The organism is Desulfobaccales bacterium, assembly GCA_041648175.1.
Lineage (GTDB): Bacteria > Desulfobacterota > Desulfobaccia > Desulfobaccales > 0-14-0-80-60-11 > 0-14-0-80-60-11.
Map to the genome: position 1 here is coordinate 63354 of JBAZPO010000013.1, position 23349 is coordinate 86702.

Annotated in this window: 16 protein-coding genes; 10 read left to right on the top strand and 6 right to left on the bottom strand. The window is 47.1% G+C overall.

Going from position 1 to position 23349, the window contains the following annotated elements:
* Positions 1-94: 94 nt before the first annotated feature.
* From WC600_12735 to WC600_12760, 6 genes are all read right to left on the bottom strand, one after another.
* Entirely contained in the window at positions 95-1108 is a 1014-nt protein-coding gene (locus tag WC600_12735; protein ID MFA4903594.1) for a hypothetical protein, read from the bottom strand.
* 653 nt (positions 1109-1761) lie between these two features.
* Complete coding sequence (locus tag WC600_12740; protein MFA4903595.1) at positions 1762-2793, bottom strand: ROK family protein; 1032 nt, start codon at positions 2791-2793, stop codon at positions 1762-1764.
* Positions 2794-3005: 212 nt separating this feature from the next.
* A complete protein-coding gene (locus WC600_12745) occupies positions 3006-5666 on the bottom strand; it encodes a hypothetical protein (GenBank protein MFA4903596.1) in 2661 nt (886 codons plus the stop codon).
* A gap of 291 nt (positions 5667-5957) precedes the next feature.
* Complete coding sequence (locus tag WC600_12750; protein MFA4903597.1) at positions 5958-7130, bottom strand: radical SAM protein; 1173 nt, start codon at positions 7128-7130, stop codon at positions 5958-5960.
* The gene (locus WC600_12755; GenBank protein ID MFA4903598.1) at positions 7127-8128 is read right to left on the bottom strand and encodes a glycosyltransferase family A protein; all 1002 of its coding nucleotides are present in this window, start codon (positions 8126-8128) and stop codon (positions 7127-7129) included. The genes WC600_12750 and WC600_12755 overlap by 4 nt, the downstream gene beginning before the upstream one ends.
* 568 nt (positions 8129-8696) lie before the next feature.
* Positions 8697-10241 carry a radical SAM protein gene (locus tag WC600_12760; GenBank protein ID MFA4903599.1) on the bottom strand — a complete coding sequence of 515 codons (1545 nt, stop codon included), beginning with the start codon at positions 10239-10241 and terminating at the stop codon, positions 8697-8699.
* A 687-nt stretch (positions 10242-10928) separates the two neighbouring features.
* Between WC600_12760 and WC600_12765 the strand changes: the two genes are divergently transcribed.
* The 10 genes from WC600_12765 to wecB all read left to right on the top strand — a co-directional run bounded on the left by WC600_12765 (position 10929) and on the right by wecB (position 23348).
* Entirely contained in the window at positions 10929-13043 is a 2115-nt protein-coding gene (locus WC600_12765) for a hypothetical protein (GenBank protein MFA4903600.1), read from the top strand.
* Between the two features lie 196 nt (positions 13044-13239).
* Positions 13240-13773: a hypothetical protein gene (locus WC600_12770; GenBank protein ID MFA4903601.1), complete on the top strand. Its 534-nt coding sequence runs from the start codon at positions 13240-13242 to the stop codon at positions 13771-13773.
* Positions 13774-13912: 139 nt separating this feature from the next.
* On the top strand, positions 13913-15097 hold the full coding sequence (locus tag WC600_12775; protein ID MFA4903602.1) for a glycosyltransferase family 4 protein: 1185 nt from the start codon (positions 13913-13915) through the stop codon (positions 15095-15097).
* Between the two features lie 104 nt (positions 15098-15201).
* The gene (locus WC600_12780; protein ID MFA4903603.1) at positions 15202-16122 is read left to right on the top strand and encodes an SDR family oxidoreductase; all 921 of its coding nucleotides are present in this window, start codon (positions 15202-15204) and stop codon (positions 16120-16122) included.
* Positions 16119-17168, top strand: coding sequence for a glycosyltransferase (locus tag WC600_12785; GenBank protein ID MFA4903604.1), 1050 nt, complete (start codon positions 16119-16121; stop codon positions 17166-17168). The genes WC600_12780 and WC600_12785 overlap by 4 nt, the downstream gene beginning before the upstream one ends.
* A 142-nt stretch (positions 17169-17310) precedes the next feature.
* Entirely contained in the window at positions 17311-18354 is a 1044-nt protein-coding gene (locus WC600_12790; protein ID MFA4903605.1) for a glycosyltransferase, read from the top strand.
* Between the two features lie 520 nt (positions 18355-18874).
* Positions 18875-20149, top strand: a complete 1275-nt coding sequence (locus WC600_12795) for a glycosyltransferase family 4 protein (protein MFA4903606.1) — start codon at positions 18875-18877, stop codon at positions 20147-20149.
* A 72-nt stretch (positions 20150-20221) separates the two neighbouring features.
* The gene (locus WC600_12800) at positions 20222-21121 is read left to right on the top strand and encodes an SDR family oxidoreductase (GenBank protein ID MFA4903607.1); all 900 of its coding nucleotides are present in this window, start codon (positions 20222-20224) and stop codon (positions 21119-21121) included.
* Positions 21122-21144: 23 nt separating this feature from the next.
* Positions 21145-22197 carry a polysaccharide biosynthesis protein gene (locus WC600_12805; protein MFA4903608.1) on the top strand — a complete coding sequence of 351 codons (1053 nt, stop codon included), beginning with the start codon at positions 21145-21147 and terminating at the stop codon, positions 22195-22197.
* A 20-nt stretch (positions 22198-22217) separates the two neighbouring features.
* A complete protein-coding gene (wecB, locus tag WC600_12810; protein MFA4903609.1) occupies positions 22218-23348 on the top strand; it encodes a UDP-N-acetylglucosamine 2-epimerase (non-hydrolyzing) in 1131 nt (376 codons plus the stop codon).
* The last annotated feature ends 1 nt before the right edge of the window (position 23349 follow it).

The following is a 23349-nucleotide window of genomic DNA, read 5'->3' on the forward strand; positions in this document are numbered from 1 at the left end:
CATCATAGGGGAGGAGGAGGTAGTGACGAGTGTTGCGCATGTTCCGCAAGCGAAATCCCCGACCCACATTCATCGCAAATAGAGCCTGCTGATCTCAAGGATTATGCCGCCCCAACCCGGTTTGCTTGATACGCACCGTTATTGCCTCAGCAGCCAACGCATGCCCTTGAATGTTCCAATGGCCATTATTGGGAAAATGATATTGTAACGGGTTCCCACTGGCTTCAAGGATTGGTCGCATATCGATAACGTCAAGCCCCTGATTTCTCACCAAACGGACAAATTCATTATGGACGGCGCTTTCAATCTCCTTATTATCTCCCAACCATAAACTTCGAGAAGGAATGATTAAAACAATTGTTTTAAATCCATTGGAGATTTGTTTTAATTTTAATGCAGAACTATTTAATATTGATTCGTTAAAATATGACTTATTAAGAACTTCTGGAATGTCATATATTAATCCTAATTTTATAAATAAATTTCTGAGATAAACATTGTGTTTCACAATCCATGCAATTGTAAAATACGTCGTGCTATGCTTAGTTAAATATTCTTTAATATCAACTAATATTGATGCCCTTTTTTCGGAAATCTTATAGGGGTTCTGTTTTTCATTATTGCTGGAGTAATCCCAAAGGTCATTTTCAACACAAACGCCAATAATAATATTCTTTATCTTTGCCTCGTTTGCCTGGGCATATTTAAGATATTTTTCATAATCATTAAAGTTGCCAGGGATACTAATATTAAAAACTGGTATTCTTAATTTTGATTCTATTAAATTAGAGAATCGTTCATTTTCCTCTACACCATCGCCGAAGGAAAACGAATCACCCACAACAAAGATATCGTGATACGTTGAAGTTGAAAAATCCTTAATATCCCGGAAACCATACTTATTTATAGATATAGTCACATGAAAATCACCGGAATTGTCGGCTTGGTGTCCTCTGAAGCTCTTGGGCCCCAAAGCCACGCCATCTGGGTTGTAATAAAAGGCGAATTGAGAGGATGGATTAAATCGCGGCAATAATTTTGACAAGGAAAACTCAAGAATAATCAGGCTTAATATAAGTGAAATCAATAGTAATGATAAATTTTTCATGAATCTCTTCCAGTTTATTTTTCTTGATCGTTCAGGCCGCCTCAATATAGCAAAGAGCCGTCTTATCTCTCTGAGTCCCCATGCTCCCACAGGACCAGCCAGCGTCTGTCAGCTCGGAGAGCGCTTGAGAATCGCTCTTCAAGTGCGCCCAGCAAGTTGGCGCCGGAAACGGTCCGCTATATTTTGCCACATCCGGTTTCCTGGACACCGGGTTTTTTAAGCCGCCCTGGCTGCGTGAGGCTTGGTCGAGCCACTGGGCTTTGGCCTGTCAGGGGCTGAGGAAGCCGTTCTTTTCCGTCAGCCACTCTCGATTGTCGGAGTCCACAAAGAGCCCGACCGCCGCTCTCCCCTCCTGAAGCTTCTGGAACACCCTGCCATTCGTGGTCTATTCGCAGGTCCAGGCCCACAGGCCGGTGTATGCCGCTACCACACCGTAGGTGGACATCAGGCCCTGGGAAATGGGCTCCAGGGCGGCTAAGTGGGCGCCCTGTTTGCAGACATGCCAGCCCAGGCAATCGGCGTTCCAGGACGATCTTCGGACTCCGTTTGCCCGGCTGAGCCAAGCGCCTCCTGCTCTCTGGCCAGCTTTCGGTCCTCCTGGGTCACTGAATTATTGCCCAATTCGGTGTCCCAGAAAACCGGAGCCAACCCACTCAGGCGCCACGACTCTCCTTCTGAGCGTATACGGCAGCTCCAATCAGGCAGGCCTCTTCATCGGGTTGCCCCAAGGTCACCATCCCGCCGACACCCTCCTGGAGTAATTTGTAATCGGATAACTTCTGCAATTCATTCTCCAAGATTCGAGTGTAATGGGACCCCACGGCAAGTGCGAAGCCGCCAATCAAGATGATACGGGTCAGTCCTATGGCAAGCCAGATAGTTAATATGGTTTGGGCGAGCGGTCGAGTGGCATATTCTAAGACGCGTAAGGTCCATTCATCTCCCTGCATTACGGCTGGGGCGATATGATCCTCATTCGTGAGATACTCAGGGTTCCCGTTCACCGACCGCCCAAGCGCGGAGTTATTAAATTTCTGCTGATCGCGCCGGGCACATAACTTGGCTAAACGCAAGATACCCCTACCGGATGAGATCGCGCCAACATGGTTCCAGCCACCGCAGTCACAACGGATTCGCTCTGGAAAGTCACCAGCAACCGCATGACCAATTTCTCCGCAGTATTCAACATCATCCATCACCCCTAATGGGTGGTTGCGATCAAACACCTTGCTGCCGATACCACTGCTTACGGTGATGACCAGAAATCGATCGTCCGGCACCTTCTCGCTGAAATACCATGTCGCTGCCGATACGTCATTTAGAATGAACACCGGGCGCTTAGTGCGGTCCTCCAGGATGGTTTTGAGGTCAGGAATGGCACCTTTGTGGCCCACCAGCGTCGGAGCGTCCAATAATATCCTCCGCCCTCGAACCGGACCAGGCACTGCAAGCATTACAGGCGCTTGGGGAGGAAGGCTGCCTCCGAAGGCAGATACATACGACACAATATGATCAATGATACTGTCCCAAACCTCGGTTACAGAGCTACCATCCAAAAAATTGCGAACTTTTCGTTTCTCAATGTTGATCAGCCCGCCACCGGCTGGGGCAGTGGCTCCTCTCAGATGAGTTCCACCCAGGTCAAACACGATGGCTGGCGCACCGAAGTGCATTTGGTCACTCATAAAGAATGCCTCACTTGAACGACAAGAATCTCAACATCAGCCGGAGAATCGTCTATCGGGTTGCGGGCTTCTCCGCCTCTAACCACAGCGACGTCTCCTTTCTTTGGCATACAGAGTCTTCATTGTCGTTTATCACCCTTGAGGGACCGAGTCTATGCCGCTGCCAAGGTAAATTTCCCTCGCATAGCTCGGTTAATCAACATCCTTCTACACTAAGGATGTTTTTTCCCTCCCGGGGGAGGAGACGGGCTTTCTCTCCCCGAGAGATCGTTAGGTAGAGGTGAATCTCCCAGGTGAGAAGTTGTTGAGGCAAGGTGCCAATGTCTCTCATAGATAATTATCCAGATGCTCAGCAAGATGCCGACTATCGGTAACACCATCAGTTGATAGATATTTCTTCCCAAACTTGCAAGGAGCGCCGAATTGGGCAAGCGACGCGCTGCCAGGACAACATAAATGAGGTAGGCCGCATATAAGAGTGACGCACCTACTCCCCCCAATAGCCCTAGCCGCCGATATCGTTTCTGCGCTCGTTTTTGGATGGATATGTTTTCCAGGGGATTTTTTTGATAGGGGCCAGCCGGAGGCATGGTTTTAGGGGAAATTCCTGCACTATTTATATACCAAGCGCTTGCTATAAAAAGAGCAATTCCCAGGAGGGATACCAGGTGTAACCACCAGATAATGGGATGATGGTATTCCAACACCGCGATGAAAGGGCCTGTTTGATTGATAATAACTGACTGGAAGGCAAGATTGGCACGATATACGGTCGAAGGTTGGCCATTCACCCAGGCAAACCAGTGGGGATCATAGTTGTTGGTAATAACCAAAAAAGCCGGTGATTTCAAATTTCCTTTAAAGACTAAACGGTCTGGCGAGTATTCAATAAGGTCCGGATTTTCATCGGCGATGCCAGTCGCTGTCGGGGGACTCTCCGGCCAAGGTCGCTGGGTAAGATCCTCGGCGGAAAAAAAGACTTTTTCGCGCAGTTCAGCGGTACTTTGGTTAATAAGCTGCTTCATGACCGCTTGGCGGTCACTGAGTATTACCGGCGTTTTCACCAGGTAACCACGAGCAAATGGCTCCTTGAAGCGGTACAAGTATAAGGGCATTTTGAATAAATTATTCGCCTTGGTATTTTTGAGGAATTTAAACGGAAGCCCTACGCCATCGATTTTTTGATTCAAATCGGTAAATGGTTCAATACCAACGATTGGTTGTCTCGCAATAAGATATTTGACGTTCATCATAAGAAGCAGTGGTATGTTCCAGCTGGTGACTGGTCTTTGATCAGGGGGGTGCACACTGGAACTCTGCGTGGCGAGGTAGAGGTCAACCCAATACGAGTCAAAGAATTTTTCGTCCTCAGGGTCTTGTAGTTGCGGGAGAATTATCGCCTTAATAAATTGCTTGTAATATTTGTTGAAGAGCACGCCCCTCGCGTTGATGGTTTCAAGCCCGTAAGCCTGCGCCACCCCGGGATGAACATCCACGGTGCCAACGCGAAAAACCGCGGCGGAACCCTCTTGAGGGGAAAGGTTGAGTTCGGGGTGATTATTATAAAGTCTGGCATAGGGCTGGCAAGCCCAAAAATCGGATTGCTTCGACGCCATGCCCATGGCAGCCAAGGCAATGACAAAGCCCATAAACAAGAGCCGTGCAGGTAAAGAATCTTGCCAAGCTGAGATCTCAGGGGAATTACCTATCCGGATTATTGCACGTAAGCTCAAACCCATAACCAAAACGCTCATTCCGATGAATGGGTTGGAGTATGGGATGGGGAGGAACAATGCAGCAAAGGCAATGACACAGGCCAGGATGGATAAGCGGTCCAGCCTTAAGGAAAGAGTTTCTGCAAGAAACAGCGCCGCCGAGATGCTCAGAAGAATATTAAGAGGTTGCCTAAAATTCGTTAGATCCATTTTTATCAAAAAAGTATCCGCGAGAAGACACTTAAAGGGAGAGTAAGAGAATGTAACAATTCCCATATAAATGACCACCAGAACAGCAGCACGTCGAAAATTGCGAGAAGAGCGCAGTAATGGAAGTCCGCAAATAAACAAGGGTGCTGCGGGGAGCACAAGTAATTGGGTCGCGAAAATATAGGCAAAATCGCGGAGAGAATTAAAAAAGCCGTGGTATGCGCAGTTGTACGTTCTGTGAGCAAAGGGAATATAGTCATAGAGGGCATATATGTAGGGAACAAAGAGCAGAACATAGCCGGTCCATATCAGTATGGTTTGCAGGACTAATCGCTTGAGGTTTTCCCGAGGCTGCCCATAAGCTACTATCAGCGCCAAATGCAGTATTGGAAAGAATGGTAAGGTGAGTACAGAATATGATAAAATTGAAATTAACAAAAGACCAAAAATTCGCAAGCTCTTATGAAAAATATTAAGACGGTACTGGCATAGTTCTATCGACCAGACAAAAAATATTGGAAATAAATAATTGAACACCTCGTTAATGACGGTTGTTATGTCACCAGCATTCCCTAAAGCAAATAAGATGCCGCCAAAAAAAGCTATCCGCCGGTCCATTTGGAACAACACCTGCAACATCCTGAACATGCCGTAACCGGCAAGCGCCATAAAACCCACGCAAAGGATCTCGTAGGTGAGCCAAAGCGGCAAAAAGGCTGAAACCAGGGAAAGGAGATAATAGGGTGGGTGCAAGCTGGCAAAGGAGGGCATACCGCCAGCCAAATCGGGATACCACCCAAAAAAACCGTATTTAAGCAGAAGCTTGCCCTGGGTCACGTAATGCAGAAAGTCAGTGTCAAAGGTGTCATGAATGCGTACCAGAGCATAGGGTCCGAGAAGATAGTTAAAATGATAAAACAGGGCAAGAAGGAGGAAGAGCAGGAACATGTGCTCTCGCTCTACAGAAGGAGGAATAACAACGGGTTGGGTAGCATCCACCATAGTTAACTGAGATTATGCCGCCGCCTGGGCCACGGTGTCGAAAAATGGTTTTGGGGACTTCTTGGCTGCGGTGAGAATCTCTTAATGGCGCCATTCCTTAAGCCGATTCCTCTCATCGGCGCCATGGTACCATAAATTTCGCTGAAAACTAATGTTTCCCTGAATTTTGGGCACACCACAGCCTCAGAACCCAGACACCTCTTTGCGGTGGAGCTAAGGACCCCGGGGCAGTACTGATTAAATATGATCAAAAAGGCGGAGGAGGTGATTTGCGTCATAAATCATACCAAGCCCGATGGCACAGTCATGGATGCACCAACACCCCTTTGTTTCTTTCAGGTGTCTTTGATAGGCCTCTGATAAAATTAAGCTTTTCAGGTCCCAATGGTAATCCTTTAGGTTAGCAAAACTTTTAAGCATTTCACAGCGGGCTACGTCTCCGTTAGGCAAAAGGATAAGATCGGCCACACCCGAGAAGCACGCGGCCTGCGGTTTCATTTTCTTTAGGCTCTTGACAATATTTTCGAGTATCCTCCGGTTGTTCATATAAAAGAGGCTATTGGGCTTATGACACCAGAGATGCTGATGCAATATGAGCAAGGCCCGGTCCATTTCCTCCACCGTGAGGAAATCTCTGAACCCGACCGGTGCAAAGTTCGAGGCAAGGTGATTCTTTTTCAGGTTGAAAACTCCTGTTTCGCTGGAGCGCACGAAGGTAAACGCGTGTAAAGCCCCCAAGGACCGAACTTTATTTATTATAGAAGGCAGATCGGCTAAGTTCGTTCTGGAGATAGCGGTGCAGAGCGTCACCCGACCAATTCGTCCGACCCACGCCTTTTTCAGATCTTTGAGAGACTTAATCGTTTCTAAGGTTTTGTCCAGAGCCCCCGCAACTCCCCGGTTGGCGTCATGAAACGAGGCAGGGCCATCAATGGAGAGTTGGAAATGAAGCCGCAGGGGGGTCGCAGTGAGCGCCCGGCTTACCGCTTTTATAAGACGGCCGCCGAGAATCCCGTTGGTAAAGATAGTTATGGCGGGGATTGCTCCAGCGTGGGAGGCCAGAAGCAAAATTTCATCCAGGTCGTCCCGCAAAGTCGGCTCGCCGCCGGTGAGCAATGCTTGGGAGAATACCCCCCGGGACTTTTCGAAAAAAAGGCGGTATTCGGGGATTCCCATCTCCCAGTTTTTTCGTTGTTTGGTGGTTGAGATAAAGCAGTGGGAACAGCGCAGATTGCAGCGGTCGGTTACAAAGATGGTCAAACGTTCGGGAAGGCCCCGGTTTATTAGCCTATGACGCACATATTGGGCGATGCCGCGGGCCAAGCTCTCCTTCAGAACCTTCGGAAACCTGAGGATAACCGGGTATAGCCGTTCAGCGAGTGAAGCATTTGAAAAAAACGGGTTTTTCACGGCATAATAATATGGTCTGGAGCTTTTCGTAACCCGAGGAGGCTACGAAAGAAAAAGTTGAAGCCCAGCATGTAGTACTTAATACTTTTGACCAAAAGGAAGCTGACTATCGTCAGCCGGTTCTTATCGGGAACCGCCATTATTGGGCGCTTCGATCCATACCACCCGGTTTTCATCCGGTAGAGAATCATGGGCGCAAATAATAAGTCAAGTAAAGCCAGAATTGACAGACGCCATGGTGCGTGTTTGGCAACAAGGATGATGCGGGTCTGCAAAAGGTCGTCCAAATAGAGCTTTGGGTCTCGAAAGTGCGCAAAGGTGCCGTTTTGCCGGCCAGCCTGGCTGCATTTATGCCAGACAATGGTTTCCGCGTCCTGGTAAAATTTGTACCCCATACCGCCCAAGGTGAGGCAGAGGTCGTTGTCTTCGTCCCGCTTCAGTTGCTCCATAAAGCCACCGGCGCCTTGGAAGGCATGGCGCTTTATGAGAAGGTTGCAAGTACCGATACCGTCGACATAAGTTGGCCCATAGGCATCAGGTAGGAATGATCGGTACAGAAAGTTGAAATTCGGTAAAATTTTCAACTCCTGAATTTTCAGCACACCCCCGCACTCCTCCATGACCCCACCCACCCCGGCAAGTTGGTCATCGGCTTCCAGCACTTCGACCATGTGCACGAGGGCATTGGGTTTAATGACTTCGGTGTCGCTGTCCAAGAACCAGAGATAATCGCTCTCAGTAATCTGTCCCCCAAGGTTGCGACAATAGCCGGGACCAGAAGGAACCTCATGACGATACCAGGAGAGTGTGGCATTTTTTAATTCAATCTGCACTGCGGACGAAATTGGGTTAGGGCTGCCATCGTCGATAACAATCACGGTTAGCTCAAGGTTGTCCAATCTTAGTCGGTTTATACTGGAGAGAAGACTGGTGAGTTCAGAGGCGCGCTCATAAATAGGGATGATTAACAGAATCTTTTTCTTTCCATTAGCGGGCATGTTAATATCCTCAAAGATCTGAAAAGATCACCCCAAATTTGTATACTTGTCGCTGTCTTGAGCAGATGGTGGTAGTATCAAGTTTCAACAAAGAAATTATTTTATTATTCGGCTGAGAAAGAACTAATATTGCCGATTCCTTTTCGAGTCAATGCCTCCAATTCTCTCTCACACGGCTCCCAAGAAAACAGTTCACCTCTGAGAGAGCAGGTATTTGCCACCTAACCTGCGGATAGTTGGAAGCACCTAAGTTCGGCAAGGAAAAAACTATAATCCTTTCTTTTTTACCAATTTATCAGGCGTTGTCAACAGGTATACCCTGAATACGGGAGCTTAAACCCAAAACCGGTGGCCGGAATTTTGCCGAATTTTCTGTCTAAGTTCTGCCATTTTATGCGTTTGCTGTCTTGTTGTCCGCTCTTTGGACTTCAATCATCAAGGCTTGGATTTAACAGTGCAAGCAAGTTCTCCAAAAAGAATGGCGCAGAGCCAAGCAAAAATAAAAGCCGCGCCAGAGCGCAGAAAGGGAAGCCCCCCGGGCTAGTACCTGCGGGGTCGTGGTCCGAGGTCATGAAACCGTATAATCGCTTTGGTAGAAGAACTTGTGCCGAAGATAACGGACAAGTTTGAGTTCCGGCACGTGGCAGTACAGTTTATTCTTGAGGCGGAAGCGAAAATAGGAGCTGACCGGTCGGGCCAGCTGCCGGGCGAGAAACCTAAGGGGAGGGGAGGCGATGCTGCCCACGGCGTTGCCGAGGGCGTTGGCCAGGATGCTCATATAGGAAACGTTGCCGATATAAACGCGCTGACGGCGATTAAACCAGGGTATCCTGGTGCCCTCCAGGTCATAATCGTCAAAAATCCAATCACTCCATCCCTCCAAGGTCTCTGGCGGGCGCAGGCCATGCTCCAGGGCCAGGGCAAAACTCGGAGTGGCGGGCAGTGCCGTAAAGGTGGCCATGGTTTCTAGTTGAGCCCGGGGATTCTCCTTTTTGAGGCGGTAGGCTAAATCAATGGTCTTGTTGATATCATCAAAGGTTTCCGTGGGATAGCCGACTACCAGGGCGAAGGCCGGGACAAAGCCATGTTGGGCGCAGCGCCGGTTCGCGGCCAGGGTTTGCTCCACCTTGATGCCCTTGCGCATCAGGTCCAGGATTCTCTGAGAGCCGGACTCGGCGCCAAACTTGAGGGTATGCGCCCCAGCCTTTCTGAGCATAATCAGTTCTTCATCCGTGGCCTTCATGAAAACATCTACCCGGGTCCCTGAGGTATAAAAGCTGACGTCCAATTTCTCCCTGACCATGCCGCGACAGATTTCGTAAGCTCTTTTCCGGTCGATGTAAAACTCATCGTCCCGGAGCCAGAAGCCGTCCAGCTTGAATCGCCGGACATCCCTGACGATCATCTCTAGACTTTTTTCCACCGACATGGGCCGCCACCGGCGCCCGCGGATGCTGGCGCTGCTGCAAAACCCACACCTGAAAGGGCAGCCGCGGCTGGTTTGTCCCAGGTCCAAAACTCGAGAACGGCTTTTTACATACATATCCCGGTGAATGTACTTTTCGACATCGACCAGATGCCAAGGCACCGGTAGAAGGTCTTCCAGGTTCACCAAAGGTCTGGGCTCGGTCCTGACTATTTTATGGCCGTTCTTAAAAAAAAGACCCCTGATGGTGCTCAGGTCTCCCTTATTTTCCAGAGCCTGGATGAGTTCGAAAAAGGTCTCATCACCCTCGCCCACCACGACAATGTCCACATTTTCGTTGGCCAGCGTCTGTTCCGGGGTGATGGTGGGGTGCGGCCCACCCCAAACGATGGGTACCCGTCCGTCAGTTAACCGCCGGGCCAGACGGGTTAACCTCAAGGCATGTCTGATCTGGGTGCCGGTCATGGCCGACACCCCGAAACAGAGCAAGTCGTCGGAGACTAACTGTTGAAGCGTTTCCTCGGTGATTCTTTGCGTTCTCTGATCCAGGATAGTCACGCGGTAACCCGCCTGGTCCAACGGCGCGGCAACAGTCAGCAGGCTGTGGGGCGGCGCCACGGTGGATCCAAAATCCATCCCGGTTTTAGGATAAAACAGAATCACGTTAGGTTTGGTCAGACTCTTCATGCCGGCTGTCCTCACAAATTGGTGGGCGAGTTAACGGTCAAGCCGATCTTGGTGCCACTTTGCTTAATCCTCGATTAGAATAAATCCGCCCTCAGAGGATATCTGGTCCCTCTGGAAATCTATCCTGATCGTCCGGTTAAAATCCTGCCGGACCATCGGCCCTCATCACTAAGGAGCCCCTGTGAAACCCCAGACCGATTATGCCTATTATATCATATAGTTGCCAGTAATCCCTCAATTTCTATTCCATAACCCTTTTATCATGGCTTAACTGAGATTATGCCGACGGCTTGGCCACGGGGTCAAAAAATGGTTTTGGGGATCTCTTGGTTTCGTTGAGAATCTCCCAGAGGTGCCTTTCCTCAAGCCAACTCCTCTCATCGGTGTTATGGTATCATAAATTTCGTTGAAAAATAATGGTGCCCTGAATTTTGGGCACACCACACCCTCAGACCCCAGACACCTCCTTGCAGCGGAGCTTGAAGACACCAGGCAGGTAGCTTGTGGTCGCTTAGGGCCCAGTAGGCCCGGAATATGGGAATGCGATTATTGCTTTTGCTCTGATTAATATGCTATAATTGATCTGATTAAATCACTACTATCCGGTAGAGGCTCCTAAACCTGGTTGGTACAGAAACAGCTATTGATGCGGTATAATCTCGGTTTATGAGGGTAAGGTTGTAATCTATGTATCTGTTATTGATGACCTCCTTTACAGCAATATTCATCTCTGCGTATATCCTTAGCAAAGTATTTTTCAACAACCGAAGTTCAGCACTTATTATTATAGTTTCTGGTCTGCTTTACCTGTTGCCTACGATAGCGGGAGCATTAGGAATTCTACGCCCATATTTATTATTTAATTTTGCACTTGTCGCACTCTTAATAAGTGTCTTTACATTAAGATGGCAACGTGATAGTAAATCAAATGGATTTAATTATTATTCAATTGAATATTGCGCCAGACCAATTTCATTGGAAGTTTTACTTGTAGTTGTCCCTGCCATTTGCTCAATTTCATGGATATTAATCTTTGTGGTGCAATCAATCAGGCACAGGATAGCACTTCATTACATTTCGCCTTTGCCATGGGATGTTGTTACATATCACTTTCCTACCTTAGTTAACGCTATTCAGAGTGGTTCACTATGGACTACTTTCTGGGCGCACTACCCCATGGGGTGTGAAATGATCCATTCATGGGGTTTCGTTTTTTTAAGAAACGATGCGTTAGTATACCCGACTCACTTCTTCTTTACTATTGTGTTTATATTTTTTTCTGGAATTATTCTCCATATATTATGTTTTCAAGATGGGAAAGCACTATCTGGCACAGAGATAATCGCTTATTTGATTATGACAGTGATGTTACTGGTTTCCCCACCTCTTTGGGATATGCAATTCAATGAAGTAGGCAAAAATGATATTGCTATGAGTGCTTTCGTTATGGCGGCGCTTTGTTTTCTTTTGCAATGTATAACCGAGACGTCAACAAGTAAATCTTTTAAGCAAAACGTATTATTAACAGGTATTGCGCTAGGCATATTATGTGGCATCAAACCTCACGGCTTATTATATGCCGTCTTTTTTCTCGTAATACTGCTCAAGGATAGTTTTGCTAAGAAAGTCATAATGTATTCGATGGGTGTCGTAGGTTTATGCATCCTACTTTTAGCAGGTTTTTGGTATATTCGGCCATTAATTATGCTTGGAACCATCCCTCCGTCTGGGGTTGACTTATCTATTATTTTTAATCTTCACAGGGGCCTGGGTTTATTTCTAACCGGCCGGGAGAACATACTCTTTACGCTATCTATGGTTTTTTGTCTAATCATGGGGGTGGGTTGGCATAATAAAGACTTCAGAATGAGGGTAGTGAATTATACCCTGGCCGCGTCGATCGTTATATTCTGGTTAACCCCCTTTGGGGCTTGGGATGGCTATCTGCATCTAAGATATGCGTCGGCAACTATTCCCCTGGTTATCATTATGGGCATTGCGACATTTTTGCGCCTTTTCGTAAAGACGGAGGTGGAAAATGACGCGATTCAGTTGAAGGAACCGAATTACTGGACTTATCGGCGTGGGACGGTCTTGGCTTGTGTCTTATTGGGTCTGGGTTCGGTAGCGATGCTGGTTATCCCGTTGCTAGGCGGATTAGAAGGTAAGCCACGTTGGGCATGGAATCTTCGGGCCCTGATCATAATCGGCTTTTTGGCTGCTTCTCTCTACATCTACAATTCTGTTAAAGCTTTCAAAGAGTATCGGCTAAATATGTCTCGAAGTTTATTGTCAGTGATTTCAGTTTTTATGGTCTTCATTACGTTATTTATCCAGATTATCTTTTATAGACCACCCGGTGATTTGCCGGGTTACAATGAAAATACCTCAGTATACCGGTGGATATACGAAAATATACATGGAAAAACTATTTACCTCTTAGGATTGCGCCCATATGGCTTTTATGGCAAGGAGTTTTCAAACAGAGTCATTTACGATGGAGATTCTTATGGTACAAAGTTAGAGGAATGGTTATCTCCCATAAAACAAGGAAAGGCTGACTACCTCATTATTGGGAGAGACTATGCTCAACATGAAGGATGGTACGATTATAAGCCATTTCCGAGCGATCTTGCTAAGATTCTGGCAAAGCCCAATATGTTTAAGTTAGTATGGTCAGACGATTTGGCCATGATTTTTAGCATAGAACCAAGCTTTTTTACTCGAGTTGGATCAGGTTTTCTTGGAGAGGTGGGTGATAATCCAGTGACCCAAAGAGGAGCGGAAGATGGCCGGAAGTAGGATGGTGGCTAGGTAATGATTGATGGGTAGGCTGGGGTGGGACAGTTGACTCATGGGTGTGCGATAGGACCATAAGCCCCATAACTCACTTCAATGCTAGGTTTTTTCACTGCAACACTATAGCACTGATTGGCTGCCATAGGGCGGTTTTACTTGCGATCTTAAATAATTTCTACCGGACAGCAGTGGCGAAAGTATGAAAATTCTCGATCTCGGCTGTGGTAATAAAAAGCAGCCCGGTACCGTAGGAATTGATCTGAATCCATTAACGGACGCCGATATTATTCACGATTTAAATAGCGTACCGTATCCATTTGAGGATTCGTTATTTGATGAGATTATTGCAGATAATATAATTGAGCATCTCGATAATGTAATTTTGGTTATGGAAGAATTAGCCAGGATAAGCAAGGTGGGGGCATCTATAAAAATTATAGTCCCTTATTTTCGCTCGAAATGGGCATATATTGATCCTACCCATCGGCATTTTTTTACGGCAGAGTCGTTCGCTTACTTTGAAGAAGAAAACATTATCAGCAAATTATATAAATATACACAAGTAAGATTTAACGTAAATAAGGTAGTTTTTAATGAGAGCCTTAAGAATGGTTTTATTAAATCAATTGTGATATTCTTCGCCAATAGATGGCCTGTGCGATACGAGACATATTTAAGTCATCTTTATCCTTTAGATGATTTGACATTTTATTTGACAAATTTAAAAAGATGATTCATGGTCACTAGCATCGACGTTTTCCCTCAATTGTAAGGCCTGATATATCGACGAAATGAAGAATAAGATACTCTATTTCTCCGATTGTCATATATATGGGGGGAGCGATCGGAATATCATTAATCTTTTGAACTACATGGCTGAAGAACCATGCTTAGAAGTCTTTTTCGCCTATCGCTATTTTAAAACTTACCAAAATGGGGTCAATAGAGAATTATCTAAAAAAGTGAAGGCCATTCCGCTTTCACTTCTGTCCAATGTCACATTTTTTCATCGATTGAACCAGATAGTAACTAATCGCCTACTAAATAAAATTATTAAAATACCTTTTTGGTTATTGTACAAAATTGGTATTTATACGCTTTACGATTATTTCGTTCTACGAAAAACAATTAGCCGAATTAAGCCTGATATGATTCATGTGAACAACGGGGGGTATCCGGCATCATTTGTCTGTCAAACTGCGATTTTTGCTGCTAAACATTCTGGTGTTAATAAAATTATCTATCATATTAATAATCCGGCTGCAAAACAGGGTATCCTGCTTGATAAGTTGATCGATAAAAAAATTAATCAGTATGCCAACTACTTCATTACAGCTTCAAGGGAAGCGTCCGTGTCCCTTGCACAAAATAGATTTTTTGACATCCACAAATTGGTGCAAATCTATAATACGATTGAAAACCCTGAAATTGTTACATCTAAAGAAGCAATATGCAAATTGCATAATATTGATGCTGATAAGTTTATTCTTTGTGAGGTAGCATTTCTTTCTCAACGAAAGGGGCAGATATACATTCTTAACGCATTACGTAAAATTAAAGAACTTTACCCAGGTATTAATTCACAATTAGTACTATTCCTGGTGGGGGATGGAGAGGATTACCATAAACTGAAAAAATATTGCGAAATGAACGAGTTGTCGAATGTCATATTTACAGGCTATCAGGATAACTATGTTGACTATATTGCTTGTTCAGATATTTTTATTCTGCCTTCAATTGGATATGAGGATATGCCTCTCGTGGTTTTGACTGCGATGCAGTTAGGCAAACCCATAATTGCGACAGAGGTTGCCGGCATTACAGAAGAAATTGAAAACCTTAAAAGTGGTATCGTGCTAAAAGTGGAAAAACTGGATACCCTTTATCTTGAAATTATCAAATTATTTGGAGATAGTGATTTGCGTTATTATTATGCAGAAAATGCAGTGAAACGCTTCAATGAACATTTTTCGCAATCGCAGGTATATGCACAGATCAAAGCACTCTATGCAATGTTGCCTAAAAACGGACCAGAATATCCTGGCCAAATGGCATAACATATTGTAATATCGGGAAAAATATATTAACACCGCCAACCAAGCTGTAGGGCCTGCAGACTCGTAAAGCAAAACAGCTTAAACCAAGAAAGGTTGATTAAATTTTGTCAATTTCACCAACAGTTAAGCGGGTTTTGATTACCGGTGGTACGGGACTGCTTGGCGTTGCCATTCAAAGGTCCGCTCCCAAGAACATACAGGGATTCTCAGTTTATTTTCCGGAACGTTCTTTGCCGGTATCTCTTCCGTTTTCTGTTCTTGCCGCGGACGTGTCAGACCGAATGAAGATGCGATCCGTTTTTGAATGGGCCAAACCTGATGTAGTGATTCATGCAGCCGCGATTGGAAGCGTTGACTTCGCTGAACGGAACCGCGAAGAAACTAAAAAAATCAATATAGGTGGCACAGAGGTTGTTGTTGAGCTGTGCCAAATCTTCAAGTCTCGACTTATTTATATTTCATCGAATGCTGTATTTGATGGGCGTACGCCACCTTATTCCGAAACTACCGCGGTAAACCCGATCAACTTCTACGGGCAACTCAAGGTAGATGCCGAGAATGTTGTTCGTAAAAGTAGCATGCCTTGGGCCATCGCTCGTCCCATTTTGATGTATGGCTGGCCATACCCAGGTGAGCGCGATAACCCCGTAGTGTGGTGGTTGCGTTCCCTGGAAAATGGCAAGCCTATTAAGGTTGTAGATAATGTATTTAGCAAACCTCTTCCGGCGTGCTCATGCGCAGATGTCATATGGGCATTAATTCAACAAAATCGAACTGGCATATACCATGCGGCTGGACGGGATCATGTTTCACTTTACCAGTTCGCTTTGCTGACGGCAGAAGTTTTTGGCTTGGATGCTAGATTGATTACACCAGTCCCGGATTCTTATTTTCCTGAGATTGCCCCTCGTCCCCAAGATACCTCTTTCGATACGACCAAAATGGAAACCCAGTTGGGGGTGAAAACTGTTGGTGTTAGAGATGGCCTGTTAAAGATGAAAGCCGAGCGCATAACCATATTATGAGACTGTTCATTGTCGGCCCTCGATGGGTAGGTGGATGGACTGAAGGTTTGGGGCGGGCTGCTGATGCTCTTGGCCACAAAGTGGCTTTGTTCTTTTACCTGGATGGTGACTCCAATTATCTGAAGGACGAGGCAAAGAAGCGCTTACCTCCCATCCTGCAGAAGGGGCTAAGGGTGGGACTTAACCAGGTAAAACGGGCGCAGATTGTCTTAATGAACCGTCGTTTGATTGCTGCAGCTCGTGCTTTTCAGCCTGATGCCATAGTGATCCTTAGAGGTGAGACAATCTCTTGGGAGAGTCTTGTAACTCTGCGAACTTTGAGAATACCCCTAGTCTCTTGGTGGGTTGATGATCCGTTTCGCTTCCCGTCGTTTTTGCGGCATTTTGAACTTTTTGATATAGTGTATGCATTCGATAAAGAATGTGTCGCTAACCTTAAAGAACGCGGTTTCAAGCACGTTATGTATCTTCCCTGTGCCTGTGATCAAACCACATTCTATCCACAGTCACTCAATCCATCCGATTATCCTTTGCTCAACTGCACGGTCGGTTTTGTCGCAGTGTACTATCCAGAGCGCGCCGTATTGTTAAGCCAAATGAAGGGGCTGGATCTTGGTTTGTGGGGCAGCGGCTGGGAGGCGGCACCGGAACTTTGCGAATTTCCCTCTGGCACTTGGCGAGGTCTACGGATCACCGCGGCCAATGCGGCCAAGGTCTATAATTTGGTTAAGATATGCCCTAATGTGCATCATTCGCAAACACGCTTTGGCGGAATCAATACAAGGACGTTTGAAATCCTGGCTGCTGGTGGCTTTGAGCTGGTGGACAATGTTCCGGGATTGGAAGAACATTTTGAAGTAGGGCGTGAAATTGTGGCTTATTCCTCCCCTGGTGAATTGCGTGAATTAACTGAATATTATCTCTCCCATCCGTCCGGACGGGCGGCAATAATAGAGCGGGGCCGCTCCCGCGTTCTGCGCGATCACACTTACGAGAAGAGACTCGAGGTTATTCTAAAAACTCTTGATGGTTCAGCTTTAAGCTGAATTTAACAGGTCTTGAGAATTCTAAGGAACCTGGGAGGCTTTAAGCTTTACTAAGCTAACTTGGCATGGTCTCTCCTTGTCAGCCTACGTAATTTCTACCGGAAACAACGTTTAAAATAATTTACCTATTGCGAGTAATGAAATGGCTTTAAGTCGTGAGCAGATTGTCGAGTCACATCTATCTGGGAAATTATACGCAAGTGTTATTGTATCGGCTTATAATAGATTAGAAACATTAAAAATGTGTTTAACAGCGCTATTCCACCAATCAATTGAATTAGATAAATATGAAATAATACTAGTTGATGATTGCTCTACCGATGGTACAAAAGATTACATTGATAACATTATACAGACTGCGCCAAATTTAAAATACATACGTCATCAAGTTAATCAAGGGTTAGCCTCTGCACGTAATTCTGGTATTCTAACTGTTAGTGGTGAATATATAATTTTTCTCGACTGCGATATCATACCTGAACCTGATTTTATTGAAAAAATGTTATTTTACCACGCGCAATACCCGGATGAAAAAACTGTAGTAATTGGTAATTTGAGTTTTTATAAACATCTAACCGACAATAACAACATTGCTTATTTTGCTCAGTCTCGATATTTAGGTTTTAGAACGAAAAGAGAAATGGCAGAAATAGATTTATCAAATTTATCACCCAGATATTTTGCTGGCGGGATAGCCTCAATACCGTATAGTACGGTTATGGAGGTCGGGTTATTCGATTCTACCTTCAAGTTCTATGGGGGTGAGGATACAGATTACGGTATTCGTTTGGGTAACCATGGGGTAAGATTGATATTTGGTGCTTCAGTTAGAGCATACCACAACGATCCAGTATTTTTCCGAAAATATAAGAATAAACGTATTGAAGCGGCGCGGGAAGGATTCAAAATAATGTTGAACAAACATCCGGGGTGCTATGATAATACCTGGATAAGTTTATTAGTTCCCATAAATAAACTAAAAGATCCCATATTGTTGATGGTTATGAAAATTATTTTAAGAATGGCTCTCAATCCATTTAACCTTACTATTATCGAGTACTGGCTTCAAAAAACTAATAAATATAGATTGTTATATTCATCAAGTTTATATAAATTTGCTATTATGGGATGGACATTGATGGGACTTCAGGAAGCCAATAAAAAATATAGCAGTGTTTGGAAATGACCCTCCCCAAATGAAGACCAGGGAATACGGTGCTCAGGTTACGTGGTTTTCAGTTTTTAGCGGAAGTCTTTTTCATGGATAGAAGCGGATATCCTCGCCCCAGGATAATGCAGCAAAGATTTATGGAAAATTGGTTAACCTTAAGATATAAAAAGAGATAATAAGCAAGATAGGATTTATAATTGATCGTTAATGGTGGAAGCTGGGATGAGGTGATCCAGCCGGAGTGCAAGTGGGCCATGCTGGGAGATCGCTAGAGGCGCCAGGATCACATTGGAACGTTCTCCGGCTAGGAGAGAGTTCCCAGGCACGTATGCCAGGGGGGGCAAGATTGCCGCATGATCTCGGCTATGGTCAGAAACATCAGCAAGCAAAGGGCAGTAGCAAAAGGGTCGGGCAATCCCAGATCAAAGTCCACAATGAAGCCCGTAACCCCAAAGTTTATCCCCTGGGTTCCAATTTTTCATGACCATGGGGAAGCACTAAATGCAACCACTTAGCAGAACAATTTAAAACATAGATGAATCTCCTGATCATTACCAACCACTTTTGGCCGGAGAACTTTCGCATCAACGACCTGGCTCTGGGGTTGATAAAAAATGGCCACCGGGTTACAGTCCTCACCGGTGTGCCTGACTACCCGGAGGGAAAATTCTTCCCTGGTTATGGTATCTTCAAGAGGCGTCAGGAGAACTACCAGGGGATAAAGATCCGGCGGGTGCCCCGGGTGCCCCGGGGCCAAGGCGGCAAGCTGCGGCTGACCTTAAGTTTTCTTTCCTTTGCCCTGTGCGGCTGTCTCTTGGCGCCGATGTATTTCCCCAGGTCATTTGACCTGATTTTGGTGTTCGAGACCTCGCCGGTGACGGTGGGATTGCCGGCCTTGGTTTTAAAAAGGCTCAGGAATATTCCCATCATGTTTTGGGTGCAGGACCTCTGGCCGGAAAGCCTCTCCGCTACCGGAGCGGTCAGTTCCAGTCTTCTCCTGGGTCTGGTTGGCCTTTTGGTGCAACTGATTTATCGCGGCAGCGATCTCATGCTGGCGCAGTCACGGGCCTTTTTCCCTTCCATCGAGAAGTATGGCGGCTCAAGGGAAAAAATCGTCTATCTTCCCAACACCGCCGAAGACTTCTACCGCCCGGTGCAAGTGGAAGCCAAGGCGCCGGAACGATCCCTGCTTCCCCGGGGGTTTATCCTGATGTTCGCTGGTAACATCGGCGCGGCTCAGGACTTTGAAACCATCCTGAGCGCAGCTGAAGTGCTCAAAGACCAGCGTGACCTGCATTGGGTAATCCTCGGAGATGGCCGCCGGCGCGCCTGGGTTGAAGACCAGGTGGGGATTCGGGGACTGGGCAACACGGTGCATCTCTTGGGGAGACACCCCCCGGAAACCATGCCCCGCTTTTTTGCCCTGGCCGACGCTCTGCTGGTGACCCTCAAGAAGGAACCGATCTTCGCCCTGACCATACCCGCCAAGGTGCAGTCGTACCTGGCCTGTAGCAAGCCCGTCATTGCCTCTCTGGACGGGGAGGGTGCCCGGGTGGTGCAGGAGGCCGACGCGGGTCTTGCGGGTCCGGCCGGAGACTCAGCGGCACTGGCGGATAACGTCCTGGCAATGTACCACCTGCCCACATCAAAGCGCCGGGCCATGGGACTCCGGGGCCGCGGCTATTTTGAGCGACACTTTGAGCGGCAGATGCTTCTAGACCGGTTGGAGAAACTGATGCAGGAGGTGAAGGGCGACCAGGGGAGAGTTTTGGAAAAAGGTATTTTAGGGCGGAAGATGCCAATACGATAAAGGGGTTATGGCTTTTCAAAAGTAACTTTGGTACCAATTTAATGTAGATTAAAGTGAGTTAAGAGGGTGACGGTGGGGAAGGGCGGCAAACCTAAAAGAATCTTGGTTCTGGGGGCTAGCGGGGCGTTAGGGCATGTAATGTTCACCTGGTTGTCGGGCCGTGACGGTCTGGAGGTCTTCGGCACGGTCAGGGACCAGGAGCAGGCGGGCCATTGGTTTTCTCAGAATTTATTAAATAAATGTTTAGGAAATGTGGATGCTTTTAATTTTAATAGCTTGATAAATGCCTTGGCTTTAGTAAAACCTGAGATAGTGGTTAATTGCATCGGCATCGTCAAACAGTCACACTTGGCTGCCGATCCGGTCATGTCGATCTCCATCAATTCCTTGTTACCCCATCGCCTTGCCGTAGCATGCCGCCTTGCCGGAATTCGCCTGATCCAAATGAGTACTGACTGTGTCTTTGACGGCGTCCGAGGCAATTACCGGGAGGAGGACCCGGCCAATGCCCTGGATATTTACGGCCGGACGAAGGCCCTGGGGGAAGTGACCTCTGCCGGTTGTCTCACCGTCAGGACCTCCATCATCTCTCACGAACTTCGGGGCAAATTAGGGTTATTGGAATGGTTTCTGGCACAGAAAAACCAGGTTCGGGGATTCACCCGGGCTATTTTTAGTGGCTTCCCCATGATAACCTTTACGAAAATTATCGAGGATTACCTGTTGGAAGATCCTGGACTAACCGGGCTCTATCACATCTCCTCCGTCCCCATTACTAAATACGACTTGTTAAAATTGGTGGCTAAGCAGTACGGTAAGAAAATCGAAATAACTCCCGATCACAGCCTCAAGGTGGATCGCTCCCTGGACTCCTCCTCTTTTCGGAAGATTACCGGCTATACGCCGCCGTCTTGGCCGGAGATGGTGGCTGAGATGCATCAGCATTATCTCTCGTCAAGCGACTATAAATAATAACCTAAGTTTGGATAAAAAAAATGATACTGACCGATAAAAGAATCGTAATCACCGGGGGTACGGGGTCGTTGGGAAAGACGCTGGTAAACCGGATTCTCTCAGGCGAATTGGGAACCCCCAAGAAGGTCATCGTATTTTCCCGGGATGAAGCCAAGCAGCACGACATGAGGATCGCGTACCTGTCCAAATCGGTGGTCACCGATGAGGTGATTTACCGCAATTTCATGAACATCCTGGAGATGCGCATCGGCGACGTCCGGGATTATGCCAACGTCTGTTCGGTGATCAAAGACGCGGACATCGTCTTCAACGCCGCCTCATTGAAGCAAGTGCCCACCTGTGAGTACTTTCCGGTGCAGGCCTTGCAGACCAATTGCCTGGGGGCTTACAATATTGCGCGGGCCATCGAAGAGAATAGCTATCCGGTAGAGACGGTGGTTGGCATCAGCACCGATAAGGCGTGCAAGCCGGTTAACGTTATGGGCATGACCAAGTCCATTCAAGAGCGCATCTTTATTGCAGCCAATATTATGATGCCCAAAACCCGCTTTATTTGCGTGCGCTACGGCAATGTGTTGGCTTCCCGGGGGTCGGTGATCCCCCTGTTTCACGAACAGATCAGAAATGGCGGGCCGGTTACTATCACGATTCCGGAAATGACCCGCTTTCTCTTGAGCCTGGACCAGGCGGTGGATACCGTATTTGCTGCGGTACGCTGGGCTGATCCTGGGGACACCTACATACCGGGAGCCCCCAGCGCCACGGTGCTCAATATTGCCCGGGCCCTCATCGGGGAACGGAAGATTGAGACTGTCGTCACCGGCATCCGCCCGGGGGAGAAAATCCACGAGATCTTGGTGTCCGAAGAGGAAGCCAACCGCTGTTTTAAGCAAGGCGATTATTATACCATAAGGCCCATGCTGCCGGAGTTGCGCCAGGAGGGAGACCTTCTAGGCCCTTGCCTAAGAAATGAGTTCAGCTCCGCTAATGCGAGTCTCACCTATGAGAATACCCTGGAATTACTCAGGAAACATGGCTTGTTAGGCGATGCCAATAATATTGATTTCTCTTAACTCCTTTGGGAGAAATAGCAATGCCGGTTAAAGTAATGACCATTGTCGGGACCCGGCCGGAAATAATCAAACTATCCCGAATAATGAGCGAACTGGATAAATATACTTGCCATATCTTGGTTCATTCCGGGCAGAATTATGACTACGAGTTAAACGAGATCTTTTTCAAAGATCTAGAGATGAGGAAGCCCGACCATTTCTTGGATGCGGTGGGAGGCACGGTGGCTGACACCATCGGCAACGTCATCAGCAAGGCCGACGCAGTAATGGCCCGAGAGAACCCTGATGCGCTTCTGTTACTGGGAGATACCAACACCTGCCTGGTGGCCATCCCGGCTAAACGGCGTAAGATCCCAATTTTCCACATGGAAGCGGGCAACCGCTGCTTCGACCAAAGGGTCCCTGAAGAAATCAACCGCAAAATCGTTGACCATCTCAGTGACATCAACATGACTCACACGGAGCATGCCAGGCGTTATCTCCTCCAGGAGGGCATCAAGCCGGAAATGGTAATCAAGACCGGCTCTCCAATGAAAGAGGTATTGATGCACTACCGGGAGCAAATTGAAGAATCTACGGTCCTGGCCAACCTGGGTTTGGCGCCGCAGGGTTACCTGGTGGTCAGTGCCCATCGAGAAGAGAATATCGACAGCGATACTAACTTCAGTGACCTGTTAGCCACTTTGAAGGCCATGGCGGATAGGTATCGCAAACTTATCATCGTCAGCACCCATCCCCGCACCAGGAAGAGATTGGCGGATGCCGGGGTCATGGAACTGGGAGAAGGCATCCGGTTCTTAAAGCCGCTGGGATTCTTCGATTATGTCAAGTTGCAGCTCCAGGCTTTTTGCGTGGTGTCCGACAGCGGCACCATCACGGAGGAGTCTTCCATCCTCGGTTTTCCCGCGGTGACCATTCGGCAGGCACATGAGCGCCCGGAGGGGATGGACGTCGGGACCCTGATCATGTGTGGCGTCAAAGCCCCTCGGGTTCTCGAGGCCATTGACGTCGTCACCTCCCAGCATGCCGCCGGGGGACGACGATTCGCTCTGGTTCCAGACTATGATGTTGACAATGTCTCACAGAAGGTGCTGCGCATTATCCTCAGCTATATCGACTACGTCAACCGGACGGTCTGGCAAAAAACCTAAC

Excerpts from the sequence above, each read along its gene's own strand:
- WC600_12735 (MFA4903594.1), bottom strand. The coding sequence starts at position 1,108 with ATGAAAAATTTATCATTACTATTGATTTCACTTATATTAAGCCTGATT.
- WC600_12740 (MFA4903595.1), bottom strand. The coding sequence starts at position 2,793 with ATGAGTGACCAAATGCACTTCGGTGCGCCAGCCATCGTGTTTGACCTG.
- WC600_12745 (MFA4903596.1), bottom strand. The coding sequence starts at position 5,666 with ATGTTCCTGCTCTTCCTCCTTCTTGCCCTGTTTTATCATTTTAACTAT.
- WC600_12755 (MFA4903598.1), bottom strand. The coding sequence starts at position 8,128 with ATGCCCGCTAATGGAAAGAAAAAGATTCTGTTAATCATCCCTATTTAT.
- WC600_12760 (MFA4903599.1), bottom strand. The coding sequence starts at position 10,241 with ATGAAGAGTCTGACCAAACCTAACGTGATTCTGTTTTATCCTAAAACC.
- WC600_12765 (MFA4903600.1), top strand. The coding sequence starts at position 10,929 with ATGTATCTGTTATTGATGACCTCCTTTACAGCAATATTCATCTCTGCG.
- WC600_12770 (MFA4903601.1), top strand. The coding sequence starts at position 13,240 with ATGAAAATTCTCGATCTCGGCTGTGGTAATAAAAAGCAGCCCGGTACC.
- WC600_12775 (MFA4903602.1), top strand. The coding sequence starts at position 13,913 with ATGGCTGAAGAACCATGCTTAGAAGTCTTTTTCGCCTATCGCTATTTT.
- WC600_12785 (MFA4903604.1), top strand. The coding sequence starts at position 16,119 with ATGAGACTGTTCATTGTCGGCCCTCGATGGGTAGGTGGATGGACTGAA.
- WC600_12790 (MFA4903605.1), top strand. The coding sequence starts at position 17,311 with ATGGCTTTAAGTCGTGAGCAGATTGTCGAGTCACATCTATCTGGGAAA.
- WC600_12795 (MFA4903606.1), top strand. The coding sequence starts at position 18,875 with ATGAATCTCCTGATCATTACCAACCACTTTTGGCCGGAGAACTTTCGC.
- WC600_12805 (MFA4903608.1), top strand. The coding sequence starts at position 21,145 with ATGATACTGACCGATAAAAGAATCGTAATCACCGGGGGTACGGGGTCG.
- wecB (MFA4903609.1), top strand. The coding sequence starts at position 22,218 with ATGCCGGTTAAAGTAATGACCATTGTCGGGACCCGGCCGGAAATAATC.